Source organism: Streptomyces sp. NPDC088746 (assembly GCF_044751065.1).
Taxonomy (GTDB): Bacteria; Actinomycetota; Actinomycetes; order Streptomycetales; family Streptomycetaceae; genus Streptomyces.
Genome location: NZ_JBIVLA010000002.1, coordinates 869,561 through 894,793 on the forward strand (window position 1 = coordinate 869,561; position 25,233 = coordinate 894,793).

Annotated in this window: 25 protein-coding genes; 16 read left to right on the forward strand and 9 right to left on the reverse strand. The window is 72.3% G+C overall.

Annotated features, from left to right (window positions below; translation table 11 throughout):
• Positions 1 to 7: 7 nt before the first annotated feature.
• Complete coding sequence (locus ACIP63_RS11510; protein ID WP_401513823.1) at positions 8 to 2,134, reverse strand: alpha/beta fold hydrolase; 2,127 nt, start codon at positions 2,132 to 2,134, stop codon at positions 8 to 10.
• A gap of 166 nt (positions 2,135 to 2,300) precedes the next feature.
• Between ACIP63_RS11510 and ACIP63_RS11515 the strand changes: the two genes are divergently transcribed.
• The 4 genes from ACIP63_RS11515 (at position 2,301) to ACIP63_RS11530 (ending at position 6,282) form a co-directional block, all read left to right on the forward strand.
• A complete protein-coding gene (locus ACIP63_RS11515) occupies positions 2,301 to 2,495 on the forward strand; it encodes a hypothetical protein (protein WP_014154257.1) in 195 nt (64 codons plus the stop codon).
• Positions 2,496 to 2,588: 93 nt separating this feature from the next.
• Positions 2,589 to 3,506 carry an N-acetyl-1-D-myo-inositol-2-amino-2-deoxy-alpha-D-glucopyranoside deacetylase gene (gene mshB, locus ACIP63_RS11520; protein ID WP_401513826.1) on the forward strand — a complete coding sequence of 306 codons (918 nt, stop codon included), beginning with the start codon at positions 2,589 to 2,591 and terminating at the stop codon, positions 3,504 to 3,506.
• A complete protein-coding gene (locus ACIP63_RS11525) occupies positions 3,503 to 3,964 on the forward strand; it encodes a DUF6113 family protein (protein ID WP_401513827.1) in 462 nt (153 codons plus the stop codon). The genes mshB and ACIP63_RS11525 overlap by 4 nt, the downstream gene beginning before the upstream one ends.
• 176 nt (positions 3,965 to 4,140) lie before the next feature.
• The gene (locus ACIP63_RS11530) at positions 4,141 to 6,282 is read left to right on the forward strand and encodes a hypothetical protein (protein WP_401513829.1); all 2,142 of its coding nucleotides are present in this window, start codon (positions 4,141 to 4,143) and stop codon (positions 6,280 to 6,282) included.
• Between the two features lie 109 nt (positions 6,283 to 6,391).
• Here ACIP63_RS11530 and ACIP63_RS11535 read toward each other — a convergent pair whose 3' ends face one another.
• The 3 genes from ACIP63_RS11535 to ACIP63_RS11545 form a co-directional block, all read right to left on the reverse strand.
• A complete protein-coding gene (locus tag ACIP63_RS11535) occupies positions 6,392 to 8,185 on the reverse strand; it encodes a coagulation factor 5/8 type domain-containing protein (protein ID WP_401513832.1) in 1,794 nt (597 codons plus the stop codon).
• A 241-nt stretch (positions 8,186 to 8,426) separates the two neighbouring features.
• Positions 8,427 to 9,278, reverse strand: a complete 852-nt coding sequence (locus tag ACIP63_RS11540; protein ID WP_401513834.1) for a transglutaminase-like domain-containing protein — start codon at positions 9,276 to 9,278, stop codon at positions 8,427 to 8,429.
• Positions 9,279 to 9,308: 30 nt separating this feature from the next.
• Positions 9,309 to 10,310 carry a GNAT family N-acetyltransferase gene (locus ACIP63_RS11545; protein ID WP_401513836.1) on the reverse strand — a complete coding sequence of 334 codons (1,002 nt, stop codon included), beginning with the start codon at positions 10,308 to 10,310 and terminating at the stop codon, positions 9,309 to 9,311.
• Positions 10,311 to 10,427: 117 nt separating this feature from the next.
• Between ACIP63_RS11545 and fdxA the strand changes: the two genes are divergently transcribed.
• Together fdxA and dapC are read left to right on the forward strand one after the other, a co-directional pair.
• Positions 10,428 to 10,748, forward strand: a complete 321-nt coding sequence (gene fdxA, locus ACIP63_RS11550) for a ferredoxin (RefSeq protein WP_014154250.1) — start codon at positions 10,428 to 10,430, stop codon at positions 10,746 to 10,748.
• 99 nt (positions 10,749 to 10,847) lie between these two features.
• Entirely contained in the window at positions 10,848 to 11,954 is a 1,107-nt protein-coding gene (dapC, locus tag ACIP63_RS11555; protein ID WP_401513839.1) for a succinyldiaminopimelate transaminase, read from the forward strand.
• 111 nt (positions 11,955 to 12,065) lie between these two features.
• Here dapC and ACIP63_RS11560 read toward each other — a convergent pair whose 3' ends face one another.
• Both ACIP63_RS11560 and ACIP63_RS11565 read right to left on the reverse strand, forming a co-directional pair.
• The gene (locus ACIP63_RS11560; RefSeq protein WP_401513842.1) at positions 12,066 to 12,413 is read right to left on the reverse strand and encodes an ATP-binding protein; all 348 of its coding nucleotides are present in this window, start codon (positions 12,411 to 12,413) and stop codon (positions 12,066 to 12,068) included.
• 308 nt (positions 12,414 to 12,721) lie between these two features.
• On the reverse strand, positions 12,722 to 13,618 hold the full coding sequence (locus ACIP63_RS11565) for a hypothetical protein (protein ID WP_401513845.1): 897 nt from the start codon (positions 13,616 to 13,618) through the stop codon (positions 12,722 to 12,724).
• A 61-nt stretch (positions 13,619 to 13,679) separates the two neighbouring features.
• Between ACIP63_RS11565 and dapE the strand changes: the two genes are divergently transcribed.
• The gene (dapE, locus tag ACIP63_RS11570) at positions 13,680 to 14,759 is read left to right on the forward strand and encodes a succinyl-diaminopimelate desuccinylase (RefSeq protein ID WP_393764328.1); all 1,080 of its coding nucleotides are present in this window, start codon (positions 13,680 to 13,682) and stop codon (positions 14,757 to 14,759) included.
• Positions 14,760 to 14,844: 85 nt separating this feature from the next.
• On the forward strand, positions 14,845 to 15,630 hold the full coding sequence (locus tag ACIP63_RS11575) for a TIGR00730 family Rossman fold protein (protein WP_401513847.1): 786 nt from the start codon (positions 14,845 to 14,847) through the stop codon (positions 15,628 to 15,630).
• A 105-nt stretch (positions 15,631 to 15,735) separates the two neighbouring features.
• Here ACIP63_RS11575 and folP read toward each other — a convergent pair whose 3' ends face one another.
• On the reverse strand, positions 15,736 to 16,608 hold the full coding sequence (gene folP / locus ACIP63_RS11580) for a dihydropteroate synthase (protein WP_401513849.1): 873 nt from the start codon (positions 16,606 to 16,608) through the stop codon (positions 15,736 to 15,738).
• Positions 16,609 to 16,949: 341 nt separating this feature from the next.
• On the opposite strand from folP, the gene ACIP63_RS11585 reads away from it, so the two are divergent.
• Together ACIP63_RS11585 and ACIP63_RS11590 are read left to right on the forward strand one after the other, a co-directional pair.
• Positions 16,950 to 17,342, forward strand: coding sequence for a DivIVA domain-containing protein (locus ACIP63_RS11585; protein ID WP_401515082.1), 393 nt, complete (start codon positions 16,950 to 16,952; stop codon positions 17,340 to 17,342).
• Entirely contained in the window at positions 17,339 to 17,923 is a 585-nt protein-coding gene (locus ACIP63_RS11590; RefSeq protein WP_401513852.1) for a DNA-3-methyladenine glycosylase I, read from the forward strand. Before ACIP63_RS11585 ends, ACIP63_RS11590 begins: the two co-directional genes overlap by 4 nt.
• A 45-nt stretch (positions 17,924 to 17,968) precedes the next feature.
• Here ACIP63_RS11590 and ACIP63_RS11595 read toward each other — a convergent pair whose 3' ends face one another.
• Positions 17,969 to 18,769: an enoyl-CoA hydratase/isomerase family protein gene (locus ACIP63_RS11595; RefSeq protein ID WP_401513854.1), complete on the reverse strand. Its 801-nt coding sequence runs from the start codon at positions 18,767 to 18,769 to the stop codon at positions 17,969 to 17,971.
• Between the two features lie 314 nt (positions 18,770 to 19,083).
• On the opposite strand from ACIP63_RS11595, the gene ACIP63_RS11600 reads away from it, so the two are divergent.
• Positions 19,084 to 19,251 carry a DUF3117 domain-containing protein gene (locus ACIP63_RS11600; RefSeq protein WP_003966491.1) on the forward strand — a complete coding sequence of 56 codons (168 nt, stop codon included), beginning with the start codon at positions 19,084 to 19,086 and terminating at the stop codon, positions 19,249 to 19,251.
• A gap of 100 nt (positions 19,252 to 19,351) precedes the next feature.
• On the opposite strand, the gene ACIP63_RS11605 is transcribed toward ACIP63_RS11600, so the two are convergent.
• Positions 19,352 to 20,017, reverse strand: coding sequence for an O-methyltransferase (locus tag ACIP63_RS11605; protein ID WP_099174635.1), 666 nt, complete (start codon positions 20,015 to 20,017; stop codon positions 19,352 to 19,354).
• 178 nt (positions 20,018 to 20,195) lie between these two features.
• On the opposite strand from ACIP63_RS11605, the gene sigE reads away from it, so the two are divergent.
• From sigE to ACIP63_RS11630, 5 genes are all read left to right on the forward strand, one after another.
• The gene (gene sigE, locus ACIP63_RS11610) at positions 20,196 to 20,957 is read left to right on the forward strand and encodes an RNA polymerase sigma factor SigE (RefSeq protein ID WP_250288661.1); all 762 of its coding nucleotides are present in this window, start codon (positions 20,196 to 20,198) and stop codon (positions 20,955 to 20,957) included.
• Positions 20,954 to 21,898, forward strand: a complete 945-nt coding sequence (locus tag ACIP63_RS11615; protein WP_401513856.1) for an anti-sigma factor family protein — start codon at positions 20,954 to 20,956, stop codon at positions 21,896 to 21,898. The genes sigE and ACIP63_RS11615 overlap by 4 nt, the downstream gene beginning before the upstream one ends.
• 89 nt (positions 21,899 to 21,987) lie before the next feature.
• Positions 21,988 to 23,844, forward strand: coding sequence for a S1C family serine protease (locus ACIP63_RS11620; RefSeq protein WP_401513858.1), 1,857 nt, complete (start codon positions 21,988 to 21,990; stop codon positions 23,842 to 23,844).
• A gap of 118 nt (positions 23,845 to 23,962) precedes the next feature.
• A complete protein-coding gene (locus ACIP63_RS11625) occupies positions 23,963 to 24,421 on the forward strand; it encodes a sec-independent translocase (protein WP_401513860.1) in 459 nt (152 codons plus the stop codon).
• Between the two features lie 125 nt (positions 24,422 to 24,546).
• Entirely contained in the window at positions 24,547 to 25,209 is a 663-nt protein-coding gene (locus tag ACIP63_RS11630; protein WP_401513863.1) for a hypothetical protein, read from the forward strand.
• Positions 25,210 to 25,233: the final 24 nt, after the last annotated feature.

Here is a 25,233-nt window from a genome sequence, read left to right on the forward strand (position 1 = left end):
GGCCTGCCTACGCCCTGGACAGCCCCAGGGACCGCCGGAGGAAGTCCACCTGGAGCAGCAGCAGATTCTCGGCCACCTGCTCCTGCGGGGTCATGTGCGTCACCCCGCTCAGCGGCAGCACCTCGTGCGGCCGTCCGGCGGACAGCAGCGCGGACGAGAGCCGCAGCGCGTGTGCGACCACCACGTTGTCGTCGGCCAGCCCGTGGACGATCATCATCGGCCGCACCGTGCCGGCCGGCTCGGAAAGCCCCTCGTCCGTGACCAAGGAGTTGCGGGCGTACACCTCGGGCCCGGTCGCGGGGTCGCCGAGATAGCGCTCGGTGTAGTGGGTGTCGTACAGCCGCCAGTCCGTCACCGGAGCGCCGACGACGGCCGCGTGGAAGACATCGGGGCGCCGCAGCACCGCGAGTGCCGAGAGGTAGCCGCCGTACGACCAGCCCCGCATGGCCACCTTGGAGAGATCCAGCGGGAAGCGTTCTGCCAGGGCGTGCAGCGCCTCGACCTGGTCGTCCAGGGTGAGCGTGAGATCGTCCCGCACCGCCTTCTCCCAGCCGGGCGAACGGCCGGGCGCGCCCCGGCCGTCCGCGACGATCACGGCGAAGCCGTGGTCCGCGAACCACTGGGACGTGAGGTGCGGATTGTGGGCCGCTACCACCCGCCGGCCGTGCGGGCCGCCGTAGGGATCCATCAGGACCGGAAGCGGCCCGTCCGATTCCTCGTATCCGGTGGGGAGCAGCACGGCGCACGGGATCCGCCGTGCGCCCCCCTCCGTCAGCCGGACGTTCGCGGTCAGGACCGGCTCCTGGGCGAGATTCGCCACATCGGCGATCCGCTTGCCGTCCCGCAGCACCCGCACGGCCGTCCCGGGGTGCTCCAGGGACGCCGACACCAGCACCGTCACACCGCCCGCGCGCACCGCGGAGTGCACCCCGGAGCCCTCGCTGACGCGCTCCACGCCCAGCTCGTTGACCCGGTACACATGGCTCTGCCCCGTCTCCGGGTCCGCCGCGCCCTCACCCGCGGTCGCCTGCACCAGGACGTCGGACTCCCCGATGTCCAGCACCGCCTGGATGTGCAGCTGGTCGCCGGTCAGCGGCCGGTCGCCGACCGAGAGCACCCGCGCGCCCCCCTCGTCGGCGACCCGCACGAGCCGCCCGTCGGGCGCCCAGGCGGGCACCCCGGCGAAGAGATCAAGCCACACGCCGTCCTCGTCGACGTGCACCGTGCGGGTCGCGCCGGTCTCCGCGTCGACGGCCAGATACAGCTGACTGCGCTGGTCACGGGCCTGCACCAGAAGCAGCGGGGCGCCGTGCGAGGACCAGTGGACCCGTGCCAGATAGGGGAAGCGCGACCGGTCCCAGACGACCTCCGTGCGGGTCCCGTCCAGGCTCATCACGAAGAGCCGCACCTCGGCGTTCGCCGTCCCCGCCGCCGGATAGGCCACCTCGGCCGGCTTGCTCCCGGGGTGGGCCGGATCGGCGATCCACCACCGCTGTACGGCGCTGTCGTCGGCCCGGGCGACCAGCAGGCGGTCCGAGTCCGGCGACCACCAGAAGCCGCGGTAGCGGCTCATCTCCTCGGCCGCGACGAACTCCGCCAGGCCGTACGTGGTGTGCGCGTCCTCCGGCTCGGCGACCGGCCGGTCACCGTCGCCCTCCGCCCCCACTACGCGCAGCGCGCCCCGCGCCACGTAGGCGATGTGCCGGCCGTCGGGGGAGGGGCGCGGGTCGATCACCGGACCCGGTACGGGCAGGGCGCGTGCCGTGCCCGCCCTCAACTCGGCGACGTACGCCTTCCCGGAGAGCGCGAAGGCCGCCAACTCGGCCGCGTCGTCCACCGCGTAGCCCACGATGCCCGCCGAGCCCTCCCGGGTCCGCTCGCGCCGCGCTCTCTCCTGGGGCGACAGCTTCTCCGCCGAACCGCCCAGCAGGGTGCCGGGATCGGCCGCGATCCGCTCCTCGCCCGTCCCGGTGTCCAGCACCATGAGCCGGTTCGTCCGGTCGGTGCCGGAGGACGACCGGAGGAACAGCACCCGCGTCCCATCCGGTGAGACGGTGAAGGCGCGGGGTGCGCCGAGGGTGAACCGCTGGGTGCGGGCGTGCTGGCGTGGAAAGGTCAACTTCTGCGAGGTCATGGCCCCGAACCTAGTTGCAGACGACCGGTCCGTGCGCCCCTCGTGCTGCTGTGCCCCGATCAATGCGTCGGCACGGATAGTTATGATCCGTAGCGCTCGGTGGGTAAGAACCTGCTGGCTCCATGTGTGCTGCCTGTCCCGACCGTACTGATGGAGGTGAACCGCCGTGGCACTCTCGATTTCGGCGGTGGTGCTGCTGGCGATCGTCGTCTTCCTGCTGATCCGGAAATCCGGACTGAAGGGCGGACACGCGGTGGTCTGCATGTTGCTCGGCTTCTACCTCGCGAGCTCGTCGATCGCCCCGACCATCTCGGAGGTGACGTCGAACGTGGCAGGCATGATCGGGGGCATCAAGTTCTGACGACCGTCCCGCCCTCCGACGGATACCCCGCCGGGCGCCCCCCACACCGTGGGGCGTTCGGCCGGTGGGCCGGCCTGCTCGTAGGGTGGTCCCATGAAGGACCTCCCCACCCGCCGTCTGCTCCTGGTGCACGCGCATCCCGACGACGAGTCGATCAACAACGGCGCCACCATGGCCAGGTACGCGGCCGAGGGCGCCCACGTCGCCCTCGTGACGTGCACCCTCGGCGAGGAGGGTGAGGTCATCCCGCCGGACCTCGCACATCTCGCCGCCGACCGGGACGGCGGACTGGGCGAGCACCGCATCGGTGAACTCGCCGCCGCGATGCGGGCGCTCGGGGTCACCGACCACCGGTTCCTGGGCGGCCCCGGTCGGTTCCGTGACTCCGGGATGATGGGTACCGAGCAGAATCACCGGCCCGGCGCCTTCTGGGCCGCCGGCCTCGACGAGGCGGCCGGCCACCTCGTCGGAGTGATCCGCTCGCTGCGCCCCCAGGTCCTCGTCACGTACGACCCCGACGGCGGCTACGGCCACCCCGACCACATCCAGGCGCACCGCGTCGCGATGCGCGCGGCGGACCTGGCCGCGGATCCCGCGTACGACGCCGACGCCGGAGCCCCGCACACCGTCGCCAAGATCTACTGGAACCGGGTGCCCCGCCCCGTGGCCGAGGCGGCCTTCACACGGCTGCGGGAGACCGCCCCCGACGCCTTCCCGGGGATCGCCGCGGTCGACGACGTGCCCGGTGTCGTGGACGACGCGGTGATCACGACGGAGATCGACGGGACGGCCTACGCCGAGGCGAAGACCGAGGCCATGCGGGCGCACGCCACCCAGATCGCCGTGGACGGACCGTTCTTCGCTCTTTCGAACGACTTGGGGCAGCCCCTCTTCACCACCGAGTACTACGAGTTGGTGCGGGGCGCCCGGGGCGGGGACGACGGTTCCCGCGAGCACGACCTCTTCGCGGGCGTGCCGGACGCCGCCCTCGCACCGGGAGCACAGACATGAGCAGCAGGCAGAGGCCACGCGCCTCGTCGCAGGCACCGCGCACCAACGCCCCGCCGAGGAGCCCCGCGCCCACCGGTCTCGCCGCGCCGTTGAACCCCGCGCGGATCCCCCTGTACGTGGGACTCGCGGTGCTCGGCGCGGCCGTCGGGATCGCGGGCACCCTCGTCCAGGCGGCCCTGTTCCCGGGCGGGTTGCTGCTCGCCCTCGCGGCGTCGGCGGGCCTGTTCTACGGCGGCCGGGTGCTGACGGGGACACAGCTCGGCGCACTGGCACCGGCGGTGGGCTGGTTCATCGCCGTCCTGGTCCTTCTCGGCGGGCGCCCCGAGGGCGATTACGTCTTCGGGCAGGAGCTCGGCCTGGCACTCTTCATGCTCGGAGGGACGGCCGTCGCTGTGATGTGTGCCACGATGTCGCGGCTGCCGTATCCGGCCGACGGCACCGGCCGAACCGGCACGTGATGTGGTATGTCCGCTACCGGATTGCCCCTCCGCGCGGTGATGGGTGCATCCTTGTTCCCCCCCGGGCGCGGAGAGTCTTACGGTGGCGGCCAGTATGGTGGTGCGCGCGCCGAGCCGTCCCCTGGCCTGCGGCATGGGGGAAGTACGGGCGGCGGAGCCAATCGGGAGAACCTGCTTTGAGTCGTGAAACTGACAGTTCGTCCTCCGGGCCCCAGGGGCGCGGAGGAGCCGCGTACCCGTCGGGTACGCCGCCGTACGGATCACGCCAGTATCCGTCGCTGCACCCGTCCCAGGACGGGACGGAGGAGACTCCGGAGCCTGCGGATCCGCCTCAGCCCGAGGAGCCCAGAACCGAGACGACGCTGACGACGCGTATCCGGATCAACATCCCGGGCTCGCGTCCGATCCCGCCTGTCGTCATGCGTACGCCGATGAGTGACGCGTCCGCCGACCGCCCGGACCCCGAGCGCACCGGCTCCACCCCGCGGCCCGGGGCTCCCGCGCCGTCGTCCGGTGGAGCGCCCGCTCCCGGTCCGGACGCGCGCGACGGCGGCCCGGCCGCCGACGCGCCGGCCGAGAAGCCGGCCAGGGAGAAGAGCGGCAGCGACTGGTTCGCCCCGCGCAAGGCCCCGGCCCCCGTCCCGGGTGCGGGCGCCGCGCCCGCGGCCTCGGCTCCGGGCGCGCCCGGTCAGGGTCCCGGCCCCGGCCCCGGTCAGGGTCCCGGCCCCGGTCAGGGTCCCGCCGGGCGAGGCCCGGGTCAGGGCCCCGGTGGTGGATCCGCCGGCGGTCCTTCCGGCGCGGGCCGTGGCCCGACACCGCCCCGCCCGGACGCGCCGTACTTCCCCGACGGTCCGCAGCAGCCCGGCGACCGGGGCGGCGCGCCCCGTCCGGGCCGCAGCGCCCTCGACGACCTCGACTCCGGCCCCCGGACCACGCCGAACCCCGGCATGCGGCCGCCGGCCGGCCCGGGTCCCTCCGGGCCCACCACCGGCCCGGCCACGGGAAGCTCTTCGCTGACGCCGAACCTCGACCGCCTTCCCGGCGGACCCGGCCAGGCGCCCGGCGGCCCGTCCGGCCCCCGGCCCGGCGGCCCCGGCGGCGTACCCCCGCGGATGTCGGACGACACCGCGATCCTGACGCCGCAGGCCCCCGCCCCGGGGCCGGGGTCCGGCTCCGGCGGCCACGTCTCCGGCGACACGCTCACCAGCGGTATCCCGGTCATCCCGGCGGAGCCCCGTTCGGCCTTCCCGGGCGGACCCGGCGGGATCCGGCCGCCCGAGGGCCCCATGGGCGGCGGACCGGTGGACGAGGGCGCCCCGGCGCCCGCTCCCACCCCCCGGCCCGCCCCGAAGGCCGCGGCGCCCGCCAGGAAGGGCCGCTCCAAGGTGGTCCTGCTGGGCGTGGCGGTCGTCGTGCTGCTCGGCGTGGCCTACGGCGCCGGCCTGCTGATGAACCACTCCGAGGTCCCCAAGGGCACCACCGTGCTCGGCGTCGACATCGGCGGCGGCACGAAGGAGGAGGCGGTCACCAAGCTCGACGCCGCCCTCGGCAAGCGCGCCCAGGCGCCTCTGCGGCTGTCCGTGGACGGCAAGGAGGAGAAGCTCGCCCCCGACAAGGCCGGCCTCACCCTGGACAGCCAGGAGACCGTCCGTGGCGCCGCGGGCAGCGACTACAACCCGGTCTCGGTGATCGGCTCACTGTTCGGCGGGGCACGTCCCGCCGACCCGGTGATCCCGGTCGACGAGGAGAAGCTCGGGGTCGCGCTGAGCGACCTGGCGGGCGTCTCCGGCTCCGCCAACGACGGCACGATCAAGTTCGAGCCGAACAAGGCCGTGGCCGTCCCGGGCAAGTCGGGGAAGTCGCTGGACGTCAACCGGTCGATGATCTCCGTCCGCGACGCCTATCGCGCGCAGGTCCAGACGGGTGAGCCGGCCGTCGTCGAACTGCCGGTGGCCGCCACCGAACCCACCATCACCAAGGCCGAACTGGACCGGGCGATGAAGGAGTTCGCCGAGCCGGCGATGTCCGGTCTGGTCACCATCAAGGCAGGGCCCAAGCAGATCGACTTCGGCCCCGCCAGGTCCCTGCCGCAGATCCTGTCCATGAAGCCGGTCGACGGCAAGCTGGTCCCCGTCTACAACAGGGAAGCGATCGACACCCTGCTGGACGGCGTCTTCGACGGCATCATGATCACCAAGGGTGACGGGAAGAAGCACCAGGTCAGCTCGACCGACGTGGCCCAGGCCATGCAGGGCGCGCTGCTCGGCAAGACCCCCGCGGAGCGCACCGTCGCGATCGACCTGACCGGCGCGGGCTGACCGGACCCGGAGGGTCATGAGTCCCGCGTGGTCCGAACGGCACGCGTGACAGGACGGGACGGGGCCCGGCCGCATTCGCGGCCGGGCCCCGTCTCTCTCTCCCCCCGGTCTACGGGAAGGACACCACCTGGGACGGGATGGTGTCCGTACCGGATGTGGGGGATCCGGTGTCGTTGATGACGTGGTCGTACTGTCCCTGGCCGCCGAGGGAGACGACGAGCAGGTCGTGGAACTTGACTCCGGGTTTCACCGGGGCCTGGAAACCGTGCTGCTGGCGGATGGTCGGGTCGACGTTGAAGTAGCAGTAGCTGCCCATGCCCCAGCCCTCGTGGGTGGTGACGGAGTCGTCGACCTTGTAGGCGGCGTAGCCCTTGATGTCGCCGTTCTGGATCGCGGCCTGGTTGGGGGCGTCGTACGCCTTCTCGTTCTGGAAGAAGATCGTCTTCCCGTTCTCCCCGGACCACTGGACGTCGTACTTGTTGAAGTGCTCGACGAACAGCCCGGTGGCCAGCACGTCGTCGCCCTTGACGTGGACGCCGTAGTCGGCGCGGTTGGTCTCCCAGCCGACGCCCTCTCCGTGGTCGGCGCGCCAGACCCAGGTGTGGTCGATGACCGTGTCGTCGCTGTTGACGACGATGCTGGTGGTCGCCTTGCCGGGGCCGGCTCCGCCGATGCGTACGAACACGTCCTGGAGGCTGGTCGGGTTGGCCGAGTGGTCACCCGAAGCGCCCTCGGGGCCGACCTCGACGAGGGTCTCGGAGTTGACCGGCCCCGCGTCCACGAGGAGTCCGGCGAGCTTGACGCCGTCGACGTCGCCGACCTTGATCGCGGTCACGCCGTTGTCCGGGATGATCGTGGCGAGCCCGAGACCGAGGGCCACGGTGTTCGCGCGGTCGATCTCGATGGGCTGGTCGACGTGGTAGACGCCCGGGGTGAACAGCAGGTGCAGGCCCTGGTCCACGGCCGCGTTGATCGTCTGGGCGGTCGCGCCCGGCTTCACGACGTAGAACTGGTCGAGGGGGATGGACTCACCCTCGGGGGTTCCGTCGGCCCAGGTCGTGCCCCGTGCGTTGGTGCGCTTGGCGGGGACGAAGACCTTGTAGGCGTCGCCGTCGAGGTAGAGGAAGGGCTTCTCGCGGGAGACCGGGGTGGTGTCCAGCGTCGTGTACGGCGGCTCGGGGAAGCTCTGGGCGGGGGCGCCCTCGACGCCGGAGAACGTCATGTTCCAGACGCCGTTGCCCCAGCTGCCGATGGAGCTGTCGCGGGTGTACCACTGCTGCTGCGAGTACGGGCCGACCTGGCCGTCGATCTTGCTGTCGGCGATGTAGCCGCCGCTCGCCCATCCGTAGCCGTCGGGTGCGAGGTTGAGTCCGCCCTTGACGTGCATACGGCGGAAGGGGGCGGCCTGGGAGACGGCCCAGCGGTTGGTGCCGCTGACCGGGTTCAGGGCGAGGTTCTCGGCCGAACGCCAGAAGTTCTGGGTGGCGTTGCCGTTGAACCAGCCGGCGTCGACGGTGACATCACCGTTGAAGGTGGTGTCGTCGGGGTTCAGGCCGAGTCCTGCGATGGAGGTGTAGAAGCCGATCTGGGCATTGATGTTGTCGTACGTGCCCGGCTTGAACATCAGCGCGTAGCGGTCGGTGCCGAACTGGTTCGACTCCTGCTTCTTGAAGACCTCGTCGACCTTGCCCTGGATGTCGGGCGTCGAGGGGTCGAAGACCAGCACGTTGGGGCCGAGGTCACCACCGCCGGGGACCTCCTCGGCCTCGTCACCGAACGCCGACTGGGCTGTGGGGAAGGCCATGAGCAGCGAAACGGCGAGCGCGGCGACGCCGAGCGCCTTGGAGCGGCGGTGTCGGCGAGGCGCGGTGGGGGGCGCGGAACTCGTGGGGGGAGCTTGCATGGATGACATCTCCTGGGGCGTGGTACGGGTGCACGACGGAACCTCGAGAGAGGCGAGAGAGCGCTCTCTCGTCTCGCCGATGTAACCGCTGTTGCCTTGGACACGTCAAGAGGTGTGCGTCAGGAGCCTCGACCGATCGCCGTACGGGCAACAGATGTGGTGAGCTGTACGGCAATTGAGGCGCTTTGCGTGCAGACGGCGCCCCCCGTGAGTTCACAGGGTGACCGCACAGCAGGCCGCCCTAGTTCAGCAGCGCTCTGGCGGCCTGGGCGCGGTGGCGGATGGCCTCGGCCGCCGTCGGCTCGATGCCGTCGACGATCTCGGCGTACTCGTCCATCTCCGCCGCCCCCCGCAGGAACTCGCCACGCTGCACGAGGAGCTGGGCCCGCTCGTAGCGGAGCCTGGCCGGGTGCGAGGGCAGCAGCAGGGAGAGTTCGAGGGCCCACAGCGCCACGTCCGTACGCTCGGGTCGCGCCGCCGCCCAGGCCCGGACGTTGTTCAGGATCCGCAGGACCGTCTCCAGGGGCCTGGCGGCCATGGGCGTCGCCGCACCGGGGGGCTCTCCGGTCATCCCGGTCACCATCAGGTCCGCGTCCTCGCCGCTCAGGGGCGCACCGCCGGCGAAGGGGTCGGCCAGCACCCGCTCGGCCGGGTCGCCGAAACCGACCACGTAATGGCCGGGGAGGGCCAGCCCGTAGACGGGTGCCCCGGCCCTCCGCGCGACCTCGATCCAGACCACGGACAGCAGGATGGGCAGCCCCTTGCGGCGGCGCAGCACCTGCTGGAGCACCGACGAGTCCAGCCGCTGGTAGTCCTGGGACGATCCAGCGAAACCGCAGCGCTCGCCGAGCAGTTCGGCCAGGGCGGACGCCCACGCGCGGGCGTCGCGGGCTCCGTACGGCAGGAGGCCCGCCAGCCGGTCCAGCTCGATCTGCGCCGCGTCGATGCCGTGGGGGTCGGCGTCCCCGGGCGACGGCGGCGCGGCCTCCGCGCCGAGCAGCAGGCAGAGCAGCGCGAGGTCGGGCCGTTCGGCGCGCGCCTCCTCGGCGAACCGCCGCCGTCGTTCGGCCGTGCCGGCATCCTCGGCGCTCATGTGTGCACGTCCCCCTTGCTGCTCTCCCCGCTACGCGGGCCGGAAGTGGTGATAGCGGTGGTGGGTGGCGAAGCCCATGCCGTCGTACAGCGCACGGGCACCTTCATTGTCCGCCTCCATTTGGAGCCACGCGGCCGAGGCACCCTCGTCCAGCGTCGTGCGGGCCAGCGCCGTCATGACAGCCGTCGCGAGCCCCCGGCGCCGGTGCTCCGGGCCCACCTCGACGGCCATGAACCCCGCCCAGCGGCCGTCCACCACGCAGCGTCCGATCGCGGCGGGCACCCCCGCCGGACCGTCGCCCGGGACGGAGGCGAACCACACCGAAGGCCCGCTGCCCAGCACCTTCAGCACATGGGGACCCGGGGTCTCGAAGCGCTGGTACCGGGAGAGCCACGCCTCGTCCGGCTCACGGGCCATCCGTACGGCGGAGATGTCCGCGTCCAGGTCCCCGACGGGAGCGAGCGCCGCGATCCGCACCTCGGCGGTCACCTCGCGCCGCCACCCGTGCTCCTCCAGGTCGGCGCAGAGCGCCTCCTGCGTGCCCTCGGCGCCCGTGGCGGTCTGGACGTATGCGGGCAGGCCCCGTTCCCCGTACCAGCGGCGGACACGCCCGAGCGCCTCGCCGATCGGGAGACCCGGATCGCCGAGCGGCAGCACCGAGTTGGCGCGGCGGGTGAACCCGCCGGCGGCGCGCAGCCGCCAGTCGCCCAGGAGTTCGCTCTCGACGGGCTCCCAGGCGCGCGCGGTCGCCCGGGCGAGTTCGCCGAACGAGGCGGCGGGACCGCGGCGGCGAGCCGGGGCCGGAGGCACCACCTTGCCCGCCACCAGCGTCGATTCCGCGATGCGGATGCTCTCCCCGTTCTTCGTCGTGACCGACAGCACTCCGCCGTCCCACGATGTGAGAACCCCGACCGTGTCGGTGAACTTCGCGCCCTCGCCCCGCACGTCGGCGGCGCGCCGCACGGACACGCGTTTGCCCACGTCAGCAGGGGTTATGCGAACCTCGAGCCGTCCGCCCATGGTGAATTCCACAGCTCTGTCTGCCCCTCCTGTTCGGATCGTGCCCCGGAACGGAGATACTAGGGGCGGGCATCGACGACGCCGCGCTCCCGCGCGAGAGCCAACGCCCTACCGAGGAGGAACGACAGCGTGACCTACGTCATCGCGCAGCCTTGTGTCGACGTGAAGGACAAGGCCTGCATCGAAGAGTGCCCCGTCGACTGCATCTACGAGGGCTCCAGGTCCTTGTACATCCATCCGGACGAGTGTGTCGACTGTGGAGCCTGTGAGCCGGTCTGCCCGGTCGAGGCCATCTTCTACGAGGACGACACCCCGGAGGAGTGGAAGGACTACTACAAGGCGAACGTCGAGTTCTTCGACGACCTCGGCTCGCCGGGTGGCGCCTCCAAGCTGGGTCTCATCGAGCGTGACCACGCGTTCATCGCCGCGTTGCCGCCGCAGAACCAGTAAGCGGTCGCACGGGCGTCGCCCGGTCCCGTACGGCTTGTCACCGTGCGGGACCGAGGCGTTTCCCGGCCACCACGCCCCCGTACGAGAAAGCAGAGTTCCGTGTCCGCAGCAGTTCCCGTCTCCTCCCGCCTCCCGGTCTTCCCCTGGGACAAGCTGGCGCCCTACAAGGCGACGGCCGTGGCCCATCCGGACGGCCTCGTGGACCTGTCGGTCGGTACGCCCGTCGACCCGGTTCCCGAGCTGATCCAGCGGGCGCTGATCGCCGCGGCGGACAGCCCCGGCTATCCGACGGTGTGGGGGACCGAGGCGCTGCGTGACGCGCTGACCGGCTGGGTGGAGCGCAGGCTCGGCGCGGCGCCCGGTGTGACGCACGCGAACGTGCTCCCGGTCGTGGGCTCCAAGGAACTGGTCGCCTGGCTGCCGACCCAGCTCGGTCTCGGCGCGGGCGACAAGGTCGCCTACCCGCGGCTCGCCTACCCGACGTACGAGGTCGGCGCGCGGCTCTGCGGCGCCGAGCCCGTCGTCTACGACGACCCGACGGAGCTGGACCCGCAGGGCCTGAAGCTGCTCTGGCTCAACTCCCCGTCCAATCCGACGGGCCGCGTCCTGCCGAAGGACGAGCTGACCCGGATCGTCGCCTGGGCGCGCGAGCACGGGGTGCTGGTCTTCAGCGACGAGTGCTACCTGGAGCTCGGCTGGGAGGCCGAGCCCGTCTCCGTGCTCCACGCGGACGTCTGCGGCGGCACGTACGAGGGCGTCGTCGCCGTCCACTCGCTCTCCAAGCGCTCCAACCTCGCCGGGTACCGCGCGGCCTTCGTCGCGGGTGACGCGGCCGTCCTCGGCGAGCTGCTCCAGATCCGCAAGCACGGCGGGATGATGACCCCGGCCCCGGTCCAGGCGGCGACGGTCGCGGCACTGGGTGACGACACGCACGTGGCGGAGCAGCGGGAGCGCTACGCGCGGCGGCGCACGGCGCTGCGGGCCGCACTGGAGGCCCACGGCTTCCGGATCGAGCACAGCGAGGCGAGCCTCTACCTCTGGGCCACGCGCGACGAGCCCTGCTGGGAGACCGTGGCGCGTCTGGCGGAGCTCGGCATCCTCGTGGCGCCGGGCGACTTCTACGGGCCGGCCGGCGACCGCTTCGTACGGGTGGCCCTGACGGCCTCGGACGAGCGCGTGGACGCGGCGGTCAAGCGGCTGTCCTAGGGTCTTTCGTTTGGACGAAAGACCCTAGCCGCCCCGGTACGCCGAGGGGCCTCGGGAGTGCGCACTCCCGAGGCCCCTCCGTGCGCTCGTGACAGCGCGTGTACCGGCTGTTCAGCCGATCGGCAGGCCCTTGGTCGGCAGGCTCTTGGTCGGGAGGGTGTCCTCCGTCAGCTCGCCGTCCGCCACGGTGCCGGCCTTCTGGAGGGTCTTGCCCGCGGCGGGAAGGGTCGTGCCGACCACCTTGCCGCCGGTCTCGTTCGCCACCTCGGAGCCCTGCTTCGAGGCGGAGTCCAGCGTGCTGCTGAGTCCGGCGCCGTCGAGCGAGGTGAGGCCGCCGAGCGCGGGGGTCTGCGGGAGCCCCGCGGCACCCGCGGCACCGGCCGCGCCGACCACGGGGGCCGCACCCGCGGCGATCAGCAGCGCGGCACGGGCGATCCGGCGGGTCAGGGGGAGGGACATGATGCTCCTTCGACGGGACGTCAACGGTTACGCGGCGGATGTGGAATCCGCCTGTCCGGTGATCGGACGCACTGAACAACCGGTCCGGGGGCGGGGAAGGTTGCGGGGCACCGAGGTAAAGACTGAGTAATGCGTCAGATAATCCGCAACGGAGGAACCCGGGCGAACGGCGCATTCGGCGGGCACCTGATGAACCGTCACTTCCCGGCGCGGGCAAGGGAACCGGCCCGGAGTGCGAGGGCGGGGAAATGCTTGTGGCAGCGGGGGTCCGGCGGTCGCCGAACGGCCCGTACGGAGGACGGCCCGTACTACTGAGCGAGGCGCATTCGGACCGCTGTGGCGCCCGATTCCCCGCGTTCCGTCCGCCAGCCCGACTCGGCGGTCCACGTGCGGCCCGCGTACGAGACCTCCGCGATCCGCAGGGTTTCGGCCCGCGCGACCGCCCAGTGCGCGAGCTCCCAGCCGCGCCGGGGCGCGGCGCCGTCCGAGGCTCGCACGGGCACCGACACCGTGCCCGCCGCGGAGGCGCCCGCCGACCCGGCGGACGGCAGGACGTCCTTCCCGAAGGCGCGCACCAGGTCGGACCGGACCTCCGCCGCGTCCCCGGACTCCCCGGCGGCCGGCGCCGGGCCCGTGCAGGTCAGCGAGGCGGGGGCGCGCCCGGTCAGCGCGTCGGCCAGCAGCCGGGCGTCCGGCTCGTGCTTGGCGTACGCGTCCGGGAACGCGCTCTTCTGCACCCACTGGGCCGCGACGGTCAGCTTCAGGTCCAGATAGCGCGGGACCTCGACGAGGTGCTCGTAGAACTTCCCGGCCGCATAGACCGGGTCCATGATCTGCTCGGGCCTGCCCCACCCCTGCGAGGGACGCTGCTGGAAGAGCCCGAGCGAGTCCCGGTCGCCGTGGTCGAGGTTGCGCAGCGTGGACTCCTGCAGCGCGGTCGCCAGTGCGATGGTCACCGCGCGCTCCGGCAGCCCCCGCGAGGTGCCCACGGCGGAGATCGTGGCGGCGTTGGCGGCCTGGTCCGGGCTCAGCTCGTACGTGCGTCCCTCGCCCCCGTCCGCGGGGCCGACCGTGCAGCGGGGCACGCTCCTGTCACCCGAGACGTACTGCACGGCCAGATAGCCGGCCAACGCCATGAGCACGGCGAGGGAGGCCGCGACACGGAGGGCGCGGCCGCGGCGGGGGGAGGCACTGGTCCGGGGCACGGGGCCACCGTACTGGAGGGTAGGACCGGGGCCCGGTCACGTGTCCCTTAGGGTCGTGGCCATGGATGGACACACGCTCGACCTCGCCCTGGACGGCCCGGCGCTCACCGCACGGCTGGTCGATTTCCCGTCGGTCAGCGGGCAGGAGAAGGACCTCGCCGACGCCATCGAGGCGGCCCTGCGCCCGCTGCCGCACCTGACCGTCGACCGCCACGGCAACAACATCGTGGCCAGGACGCAGCTGGGCCGTGCCGAGCGGGTCGTGCTGGCGGGACACATCGACACCGTCCCGATCGCGGACAACGTGCCGTCCAGGCTCGACGACGACGGCGTGCTGTGGGGCTGCGGGACCTCCGACATGAAGTCGGGCGTCGCCGTCCAGCTGCGCATCGCCGCGACGGTGCCTGAGCCCAACCGCGACCTCACGTTCATCTTCTACGACAACGAAGAGGTCGCCGCCCACCTCAACGGCCTCGGTCACGTGGCCGAGGCGCACCCCGAATGGCTCGACGCGGACTTCGCCGTCCTCCTCGAGGGCTCCAACGGCGAGGTCGAGGGCGGCTGCCAGGGCACGCTCCGCGTCCACCTGCGGTTCAAGGGCGAGCGGTCCCACTCCGCGCGCGGCTGGATGGGGTCCAACGCGATCCACGCGGCCGCCCCGGCGCTGGCCCGGCTGGCCGCGTACGAGCCGCGCCGCCCGGTCATCGACGGCCTGGAGTACCGCGAAGGGCTCAACGCCGTCGGCATCGAGGGCGGCGTCGCCACCAACGTCATCCCGGACGCCTGCACCCTGGTCGTCAACTACCGCTACGCCCCCGACATCACGGCCGAGGAGGCCGAGGCGCACGTCCAGGAGGTCTTCGCGGACTGCGGTGTCGACGAGTTCGTCGTGGACGACCACACCGGAGCCGCGATGCCCGGTCTCTCGCACCCCGCCGCCAAGGCCTTCATGGAGGCGGTCGGCGGCGTCGCGAAGCCCAAGTTCGGCTGGACGGACGTGTCCCGGTTCGGCTCCCTGGGCGTCCCCGCGGTGAACTACGGTCCGGGCGATCCGCTCTTCGCGCACAAGCGGGACGAGCACGTGCGTGTCGAGCGGATCACGCACTGCGAGGACCGCCTCCGCTCCTGGCTCACCAGCTGACTCACGGCATTCCCCTGCGCGTAACCTCCGCCGATCTACGCTGAAGCGACACACGCACATCGCAGGTCGGCGGAGGGAGCAGGTCATGGGCAACCCGGAGGACGCACGGATCCCCGAGGGCGCGCAGATTCCCGAGGGTGCGGTGAAGCCCGAGGAACAGCGAATGGGTCCGGTACTGCGCCGCAGGGACCAGGTCCAGCCGGGCACGACCGATCAGCGGCTGCTGGATTCCGAGGGCGACTCGGAGTGGGTCCACACCGACCCCTGGCGGGTCATGCGGATCCAGTCCGAGTTCGTGGAGGGGTTCGGCGCGCTGGCGGAGCTTCCCAGCGCCATCAGCGTCTTCGGTTCGGCGCGCACCCCGGCGGGCGGACCGGACTACGAGGCGGGCGTACAGATCGGCAAGGCGCTCGTCGAGGCGGGATTCGCCGTCATCACGGGCGGCGGCCCCGGAGCCATGGAGGCGGCGAACAAGGGGGCCAGGGACGCAAAGGGCGTCTCCGTCGGACTCGGCATCGAGCTGCCCTTCGAGTCCGGGCTGAATCCACATGTCGACATCGGCGTCAACTTCCGCTACTTCTTCGTCCGCAAGACGATGTTCGTGAAGTACGCGCAGGGCTTCGTCGTCCTCCCCGGCGGCCTGGGCACGCTGGACGAACTCTTCGAGGCGCTGACCCTGGTGCAGACGGGCAAGGTGACGCGCTTCCCGATCGTCCTGTTCGGCACGGCGTACTGGGGCGGCCTGGTCGACTGGCTGCGGGACACCGTGGTCGCGGGCGGCAAGGCGTCCGAGGGGGACCTGATGCTCTTCCACGTCACGGACGACGTGGACGAGGCGGTCCGGCTGGTCACGAAGGAAGTCGGCCGCTAGGGCCTCTCGTCCGGATGATGCTGGGCTCGCGTGCCCTGGCGAGACCCTGGCCGGGCCCGCCGCGGCCCCCTCTCCCCGGCCCGTCCGCGGGAGAGGGGTACGGGCCTACGCGAGGCCCCGCCGCGCGACCGCAGGCGGCCGGTGGCCCGCGATGGAGGCCACCATGTCGAGGACCTGCCGGGTCTCGGCCACCTCGTGCACCCGGTACACCTGAGCCCCCAGCCACGCCGACACGGCCGTCGTCGCGAGGGTGCCGATGACGCGTTCCTTGACCGGCTTGTCGAGCGTCTCCCCGACGAAGTCCTTGTTGGAGAGGGAGACCAGCACCGGCCAGCCCGTGGCCGTCATCTCCTCCAGCCTGCGCGTCGCCTCCAGCGAGTGCCGGGTGTTCTTCCCGAAGTCGTGCCCCGGGTCGATCATGATCCCGTCCGGCCGCACCCCGAGCTCCACGGCACGCCCGGCGAGATCCAGGGTCACGCGCAGGATGTCCGCCATCACATCCTCGTAGGCGGTCCGGTGCGGCCGTGTACGGGGCTCGGCGCCGCCCGCGTGCGTGCACACCAGCCCAGCCCCGAACCGCGCGGCCACCTCCGCCAGCTTCGGGTCGACGCCGCCCCACGCGTCGTTCAACAGGTCCGCCCCGGCCTCGCAGACGGCCTCGCCCACGTCGTGGCGCCAGGTGTCCACGCTGATCACGACGTCCGGGTGGCGGCGGCGCACCTCGGCGACGAAGCCGACCGTACGGCGCGCCTCCTCCTGCGCCGTGACCTCCTCGCCGGGGCCGGCCTTCACCCCGCCGATGTCGATGATCGCGGCGCCGTCCGCGACGGCCTGCTCGACCCGGGAGAGCGCGGGTTCGTCGCGGAAGGTCGCCCCCTGGTCGTAGAAGGAGTCGGGAGTCCGGTTCACGATCGCCATGATCACCGGCTCGTGCGGCCCGAACTCCCGCCGTCCCAGCCTGAGCGTCCCGCTTCGCATTCCTTGGTTCCTCCCTGTAGCCCGCCTGCGACTTTAGACCGGCCGGCGAGTGGGAGGCGGCACCAGGTCACACGGCGGAGTCCAGGCCTCCGCGCTGCTCGGCGGGCAGCCCGAGACACCCCCGCGAGGGCCTCGTCCGGCTGCTCGACCGTGCTGACGCCGACGACCGGCGTGACCGCCGGACGTCCTGCGGCGGCTACGGCGACATCGGCGAGACGGAGATGCCTCCGGCCGTCGAGCTCCTGCGTGAGGCGCCGGGCCCGGCTGTTCCGCGGCAGGGCCCTGACTGTCAGCGGCGCATGGCACGATCTGACCTGGACAGGTATTCCGCTCCCGGGGAGATGCACGTGTTCTGGTTCTTGCTGCTCACGATGGCCGTGGTCGTGGCCGCGGTCACCCTGGCGGTGGTCGGCGGAGGCGGAAGCGCGGTGCTGCAGGACGTCGAGCCCGAGCGGCTCATCGACCCGCTGCCCGCCGACCGTCCCGTCGGCCGCGCCGATGTCGAAGCCATGCGGCTGCCCATGGCCGTGCGCGGCTACCGCATGACGGACGTGGACGAGGCCCTCGGCCGGCTGGGGGCGGAGCTCGCCGAGCGCGACGCCCACATCGCCGAGCTGGAGTCGGCGCTCGCCGGGGTCCAGGCGACCGCGGTGAACGGCCCCGACCTCTTCAAGCGGCCGGGTGAGCCGCCCGCCGCCGGTGACGGGCCGCAGGACGAGGAGAGCGGGCGATGAGCGGCGCGGAGCCGGCGGCGGACGGGCGGCCGCGCTGCCCGTGGGGCCTGTCCACGGAGGACTACCTCGCCTACCACGACACCGAGTGGGGGCGCCCGGTCCACGGCGACGACGCGCTCTTCGAGCGGCTCTGCCTGGAGGCGTTCCAGTCGGGGCTGTCGTGGCTGACGATCCTGCGCCGCCGCGAGGGCTTCCGCAGCGCGTTCGCCGGATTCAAGATCTCCGCCGTGGCGGAGTTCACCGACGCCGACAAGGAACGCCTCCTCGCCGACGCCGGAATCATCCGCAACCGCGCGAAGATCGACGCCACACTCGCCAACGCCAAGGTGCTGGCCGGCTGGGACGAGGGCGAGCTGGACGCGCTCATCTGGTCGTACGCACCGGAACCGGCCTCGCGGCCGGCCCCGCGCGCACTCGCCGACGTCCCGGCGGTCACCCCGGAGTCCACCGCGCTGGCCAAGGACCTGAAGAAGCGCTCCATCCGCTTCGTCGGGCCCACGACCGCGTACGCCCTGATGCAGGCCTGCGGCCTCGTCGACGACCATCTCGCCGACTGCGTGGCCCGGGGCGGCGGCCGGTAGGGGCTTCCCGTCCGGATCAGGGATCCGGACGGAGGGCCCCCGGTCCTACCTGCCGAGATACTTCGGCGGCTGCTTGGCGAGGAACGCCTCGACCGCGATCGTGTGGTCCTGCGACGCGCCCGCCTTCGTCTGGAGTTCGTCCTCCTTCTCCAGGGTCTCGGCGAGGGTGTGCCCGGCGCCGTACGCCACGGACGCCTTCAGCGCCGCGTACGCCACCGTCGGCCCGTCCGCCAGGGCGCGGGCCACGGCGTGCGCCTCCTTGGCCAGGTCGGCCGCGGGCACCACCTTGTTCACGAGGCCCAGCTCGTACGCCTCCTGGGCGGAGATCGAGCGCGGGAAGAACAGGAGGTCCGCGGCGCGGCTCGCGCCGATCAGCCGGGGCAGGGTCCAGGAGACGCCCGAGTCGGCGGTCAGCGCGACACCCGCGAAGGAGGTGTTGAAGGCCGCGGTGTCGGCGACCACGCGGTAGTCGGCGGCGAGCGCGAATCCGAAACCCGCCCCCGCGGCGACCCCGTTGACGCCCGCAACCACGGGCTTCTCCATCTCCGTGATGGCGCGGACGATGGGGTTGTAGTGCTCCCGTACCGTGCTCAGCGCGTTGCCGCCGTCCGACTCACGGGCCTCGGAGAGCTTGGCGACGTGCTCCTTGAGGTCCTGGCCGACGCAGAAGGCGCGCCCGGTGGCCGTGAGCAGAACCGCGCGCACGGCGGGGTCGTCCGCGACCGCCAGAAGGGCGTCGCGGAGCGCGACCTTGGCGGCGGTGTTCATGGCGTTCATCGCGTCGGGGCGATTGATCGTGATCGTCGCGAGCCCGTCGCTCACGTCTGTGAGCACCGTGTCAGCCATTGCGGGTTCTCCTTGCGGGTCCGGCGTCGTGCCTGTCCAGGCAAGCATGGCGGACTTCCGGCGGGCCGGACATGTGACCTGCGTCTAACGATTGGACTTCGGCTGGGGGCCGACGGCGGCGCAGTATCGCAGCCGGATCGCCGAATTAGGTGGTTTTGCGAGAGCGCGTTGCGCAAGCGATGCCGACCGATGTTGGTCATCGGGGTCTCCGATGCGGGATAATGCGGAGGAAGCATTGTGTTCGACGCCGGTGAGGCAGCGCCTGTCATGGGGCCGCCGGCTGCGATGAGCTGGTTTCAGGAAGGGGAACGAGCATGGCGGCCATGAAGCCGCGGACGGGCGACGGCCCGCTCGAGGTGACAAAGGAGGGGCGGGGCATCGTCATGCGCGTTCCGCTCGAAGGCGGCGGTCGGCTTGTCGTCGAGCTGACTCCGGACGAGGCCGATGCACTCGGTGACGCGCTGAAGAAGGTCGTCGGCTGAGGCGGAGGCGCCCACACTTCACTGCTGCCCCGGCACGGATTCCGTGCCGGGGCAGCAGTGCGTCGGGGGAGGCCGGGCGGTCGTGCCCGGGACGGCCGGCTCAGCCGCGCCGTACCGCGCACAGCAGGCCGTCGCCCACCGGCAGCAGCGTCGCCATGAGCTCCTGGCTCTCGCGCACGGCCCGCAGGAGCTCGCGCAGGCGCAGTACCTCGGCCGGCTGCGCCGCCGAGTCGATCGTGCGGCCGTCGGCGAAGACGCCCTCGAAACAGACCAGTCCGCCAGGTCGCAGCAGGCGCAACGATTCAGCGAGGCAGTCCAGACTCTCGAGCCGGTCGCCGTCGCAGAAGACGAGGTCGTAACCGCCGTCCGCGAGCCGCGGCAGCACGTCGAGGGCACGGCCCGGGATGAACCGGGCCCGGTTCGTGGCGAAGCCCGCGGCCCGGAAGGCCTCGCGGGCGAACTGCTGGCGCTCGGGCTCCGGGTCGACGGTGGTCAGCACGCCGTCCGGTCGCATGCCCTGCAGCAGATAGATGCCGGACACGCCGGTTCCGGTGCCGATCTCGGCCACCGCCTTGGCGTCCGCGGTGGCAGCGAGCAGGCGCAGCGCCGCGCCGGTGCCTGACGACACCGGGCGGAGCCCTGTCTCGTGGGCCCGGTCCCGGGCCCAGAGCAGAGCTTCTTCCTCGGCGACAAAGGCGTCGGCGAATGCCCAGCTCGTCTGCCGGTTGGCGGTAATGACCCTCTCCTGTCCCCGTAGTTGGCGCAACGGTGACTGTATCCGCTGGACCCGGGAACCCGCAGATGGGACCGGGCGTTATGAGAGGACGGAGGAGAACACGTGGACCGGGCCCCGCGGCCGGGTCCGGAATGTGCCTCTTGCTCCCGGGGACACCGGGACACCAGCAGGTAAAAAGGCTTATCCGGAGCTAACGGGCGAGGTGGCTATGGTAGGGGCTCCACTGGACACCACCAGAGCCGATAGGGGAGGTGCGGCTGCGCCTGTGGATCGGAGAGGTGCGCTGCGGCGCTTTCTCAGGTCGGCGGGTGAGCCGAAATCCGTGACCGACATCGCTGACCGTTCTTCCAACGTTTCCGCACCGACCGCGACCTTCGCCTCAGATGCGGATTCCCAGGCGTGGACCCCGCCCTCATGGGAAGAGATCGTCAGCACCCACAGCGCCCGGGTGTACCGCCTCGCCTACCGGCTGACGGGTAACCAGCACGACGCCGAGGACCTCACCCAGGAAGTCTTCGTCCGCGTCTTCCGGTCGCTGTCGACCTACACGCCGGGCACTTTCGAGGGCTGGCTGCACAGGATCACGACGAATCTCTTCCTGGACATGGTCCGCCGCAAGCAGCGGATCCGTTTCGACTCCCTCGGCGACGACGCGGCCGAGCGGCTGCCGAGCCGTGAGCCGTCCCCGCAGCAGGTCTTCAACGACACGCACTTCGACGCGGACGTGCAGCAGGCGCTGGACACCCTCGCGCCCGAATTCCGTGCGGCGGTCGTGCTCTGCGACATCGAGGGCCTCTCGTACGAGGAGATCGCCGCCACACTCGGCGTCAAGCTCGGCACGGTGCGCAGCCGCATCCACCGCGGCCGCTCGCACCTGCGCAAGGCGCTCAAGCACCGTTCGCCCGAGGCCCGCGCCGAGCAGCGTTCCCTCGCGGACGCGGTCCTGGCAGGGGAGGGCGGAACGGCGTGAGTGGCACAGGTCCGACCCCCGCGGAGCAGCATCTGGGGGACCGGCTCGCCGCGCTTGTCGACGGCGAGCTCAAACACGATGCCCGGGAGCGGGTCCTGGCCCATCTGGCCACCTGTGCCCGGTGCAAGGCCGAGGCCGACGCCCAGCGACGGCTGAAGAGCGCCTTCGCGACCTCCGCCGCCCCTTCGCCCTCCGAGGGCTTCCTCGCCCGCCTGCAGGGCCTCCCCGGGGGCCCCAGCGGCAGCGGCGGCGGTCCGGACGACGGCTCGGACGGCCGGCGGCGCTTCGCTGACGGAATCCTCCCCGTGCTGCAGCCCGGCTCCCCGGAGTCAGGCCGCTCCCCGCTGGACGGCTTCGGTTACCTCCCCACCCCTCACGGCTCGACGGCCGTGCTGCCGGGTGGCGCGACCGGTTCCGGCTTCCGCATCCATGACGTCGCCCGTGAAGCCGACCGCTCACCCTGGCGCGCCCGGCGCTTCGCGTTCGTCGCGGCCAGCGCGGTCTCGCTCGCGGCCATCGCCCTGGGAGGCTCGCTCCCGCTCGACCACAACCCCGAGGCTCCGCTCAGCGCCGAAGGCGCGGGCAGCAACGTGACCCCGCTCGACGCCGAGGAGCGGACCGGCGGCGCCGGTGCGGCGGCCAGCCGCAGCGGCGGCGGCGCACTCGCCGTCGGACAGGGCCAGGATCTCCGGCCGGGCGCCGTCCCGTCCTCGTCCGCCCAGCCGTCCTCCGCGCCCTCGCTGTTGAGCACCTCGGCGCTCACCGGGGGTACGTTCGCCTTCCCCGTGCTGAACGTGACCGTGCCGCCCCTCATACGCCCGACCGACGCCGACCCGCTGTACTCCTCCGCGCTCCGCGCGGGAGCGGAGCCGGAGCCGTCCTCGACGGCCTCCGCCCCGCCGCTGCGGGAACGCGCGATGCCGCTCACACCGCTGCGCTGACCGGGACCCTGCGCACGGATTCGCAAACCTGGTTGAATTCCGGGAGGGACGCCTCTGTGAGGCGTGCAAGGGCCAGTTGCGGGGAGAGCATGGACGACGGGAAGCCCAGCGGGCCGAAGACGAAGTGGTGGAGCCGTCCCTCTACGGAACGGGACCGCCCGGCCGGTCCGGAGCACGCGGTGACCGTCTCCGACGCGGACGGGACGACGCCGCCCCCGCGCAGGGAGCAGCCGGCCGGCGAGGCCGCCGCACCCACGGCCGGAGAGCCGCCCGCGCCCGGGACGGACGGCGACTTCGTGCCCGCCCCACCGGCCGCCCGGCCGGCCTCGCCGTCGGCAGCCGAGCCGCCCGCACCGCCGGCAGCCGACCGGCCCGCGCCGTCGGACGGCGAGCCTCGCGATTTCACCCCCGCACCCCCCGCACCCCCCGCACCCCCCGCCGCCGAGCCGGCGGCGCACCGTACGCAGCCGCTGCACGCGCCCGACGAGTACAGCACCCCGCCCTACGGCGGCCCGGGGCCGTGGGCGCCCGCGCCGCCCGTGCAGCGCCCGGTGCCGACTCCGGCCCACGGGACCCCCGTACCGCCGCCGTACGCGGGCACGAACGGGCACGGCGTGGCCGCGCCCGTCCCCGTATCCGCCCCCGCTCCGGCGGCGGGCGCCCAGGGGCACCCCGACGGCTGGGCGCCCCCGCCGCACGCCGTGCCGCAGCAGCAGCCCCCCGCGCAGTCCCCGCCGCAGCCCTCGCAGTGGCTGCGGTACGACCCCTGGGGCACGCTCCCGCAGCAGCCGTTGAGCCACCCGGGCCCCGCCCAGGGTCCGGACCCCCGCCCGCGGGGCAGCCGCCGTGGGTCCGTCCTCGTCGGGGCGGCGCTGCTCGCCCTCGTGGCCGGTGGGATCGGCGGCGGAATCGGTGCCTACGTCGAGCGCAACGGCGGCCTGACCACGGTCGAACTGCCCCAGGCCGGCCGGGACAACGGCGGCCGGGCGCCCGACAGCGTCGCCGGGATCGCCTCCAGCGCGCTGCCCAGCGTGGTCACCCTGCACGTCAACGGCTCCGCCGAGTCCGGCACCGGCACCGGCTTCGTCCTCGACGACAAGGGCCACATCCTGACCAACAACCACGTGGTCGCCCCAGCGGGCTCCACCGGCGACATCACCGTCACGTTCAGCGGCGGGGAGAGCGCGCCGGCCGAGCTCGTCGGCAAGGACAGCGGCTACGACCTGGCCGTCGTCAAGGTGACCGGTGTCTCGGGCCTCAAGCCGCTGCCCCTGGGGAACTCCGACAACGTGCGGGTGGGCGACCCCGTGGTGGCCATCGGCGCACCCTTCGACCTGTCCAACACGGTCACCTCCGGCATCATCAGCGCCAAGCAGCGCCCCATCACCGCGGGCGGCGAGAAGGGCGACGGCACCGACGTGAGCTACGTCGACGCGCTGCAGACCGACGCCCCGATCAACCCGGGCAACTCGGGCGGCCCCCTGGTCGACGCCGAGGCCCGGGTCATCGGCATCAACAGCGCCATCCGCGCCGCCGACAGCGGATCAGGTCTCGACGGCGGCCAGTCCGGCTCCATCGGCCTCGGCTTCGCGATACCGATCAACCAGGGCAAGCGCGTCGCCGAGGAGCTGATCAACACCGGCAAGGCCACCCATCCCGTGATCGGCGTCACGCTGGACATGGAGTTCACCGGTGACGGAGCCAAGGTCGGCGGCAAGGTGGCCGACGGCGGAGCGGCGGTGACCGAGGGCGGCCCGGCCGACAAGGCGGGCATCCGCACGGGCGACATCATCACCGAGGTGGAGGGCCAGCGCGTGCACAGCGGCGAGGAACTGATCGTCAAGATCCGCGCCCACCGGCCGGGTGACCGGCTCGGGCTCGTCCTGACCCGCGGTGGCAAAGACCTGTCCATGACTTTGACGCTGGGTTCGGCGAGCGGCACCTGACGGCCACCGGCAGGTACCGCACGGACAGCTTCGCCGGGTACCGTGGAGCGGTCCGGGCCCCCTGACCTGGCGGCGGAGACCACGCGGAGACCACGCAGAGAACACGAGGAGCAGCAAGGTGTTCAATGACATAGGCGCACTCGAGCTGCTGACGCTCGTGGTTCTCGCCGTGCTCGTATTCGGTCCGGAGAAGCTGCCGAAGGTCATCCAGGACGTCACGCGCACCATCCGCAAGATCCGTGAGTTCTCGGACAGCGCCAAGGAAGACATCCGGTCGGAGCTCGGACCTCAGTTCAAGGACTTCGAGTTCGAGGACCTCAACCCCAAGACGTTCGTCCGCAAGCAGCTCATGGACGGGAACGACGACCTGGGGCTCAAGGAGATCCGCGAGAGCTTCGACCTGCGCAAGGAGATGGCTGAGGTCACCGACGCGGTGAACGGCCGCGAGAGCGCCCCGTCCGCCGGCACCGCCGCCGCGGCAGCCGCGTCCGGTGCCGCCGCCACGCCGGACCTCCTCAAGAAGCCCGCGCAGCCGGCCAAGGACGAGCGCCCGCCCTTCGACGCAGACGCCACCTGAGACCGTCAATCCCGACTCGTCCGGACGGTATGGCTATTCTCCATCTGTCCGGTTGCGAGGTTGCCCATGCCCACGGGGGGAGGGCCGCTCCGGATCAGCGAAAGATCGAGGAGGCGGCCGGGCAGATGGAGACGACGAGTCGGGTAGGGGCGGATGGTGCGCCCAGCACAGTCACCGCAGAGGGGGTGCCGGCGACCCGGCGTACTGTCGACGGCTATCTCAAGGCGCCGTTCCCCTGGTACGGGCTGGACGAGGCCTTCACGGGCCCGCGCTGGCTGATGACCGTGACCGCCGCGGCGGACGACACGGTGCAGCACGGTTCCACCGGGCACGGCGAGGAGCCCGTCGTACGGGCCGACGCGGGGGCGGAGAAGGCGCGCTTCGCGGTGGTCGTGACCGTGGGCAGCAGCCCCGTACGGGACAGCGACGACGGTACGGGCGTCCTGGACGCCACCACGGTCTCGTCGGCGGCCTGGCTGGCGGGCTCAGGCCTGCTGGACTGCACCTGGCCCCCGCAGATGGACCACACCCTGCGTGGCGAATGGCTGAACCAGCAGACCGAGACCGCGTTCGAGCTCGCGGACGACCTGGGCCGGGAGCCCTGGTCGACGCTGTCCCTTCCGGTGGACGGCGTGCCGGTGGACTTCCACTACCGCGAGTCGGAGTTCGGCTGGGTGCTCGCGGGCTCGGCCCCCGACGGGGTGCACATCGGCGCCTACGGACGCGGCATGAGCGCCTACGGCCTGGGATTCGCGGTGATCGGCGACATCGCGTCGTACGAGAACTGAGCCGACGGGCGGGGGCGGTCTCCT